Below are 360 nucleotides of genomic sequence, written 5' to 3' on the forward strand. Positions count from 1 at the left end.
GCCGGACCTCCTGGACGAGGAAGAGCAGCGCGGTTTTGCCGGCAGTAACATTACACATCCGTGCAAGCAGACGGTGATCGCCCACCTCAGTCGCCTTTCCGAGGATGCAGAGATGCTCGGTGCGGTCAACACCGTGGTCTTTCGCAACGGCGAGAGGATCGGCCACAACACGGATTGGTACGGTTTCTACGAGAATTTCCAGCGCGGCCTTCCGGACGTCGCCAAGTCGCATGCCGTGCTGCTTGGCGCCGGCGGCGCCGGTGTCGCCGTGGCGCATGCCGCCATCAAGCTCGGATTTGACAGACTATCGATCTTTGACCAGGAATCAAAACGGGCAGAAACCTTGGCCCAGCAGTTGAA

At 60.3% G+C, this 360-nt stretch carries 1 pseudogene; it reads left to right on the forward strand.

The annotated features are described in order from the left end of the window. A pseudogene (locus tag EN851_RS34610) lies at positions 1–360 on the forward strand (shikimate dehydrogenase); the annotation flags it as partial.

Source organism: Mesorhizobium sp. M8A.F.Ca.ET.208.01.1.1, assembly GCF_004791315.1.
Classification (GTDB): Bacteria; Pseudomonadota; Alphaproteobacteria; order Rhizobiales; family Rhizobiaceae; genus Mesorhizobium.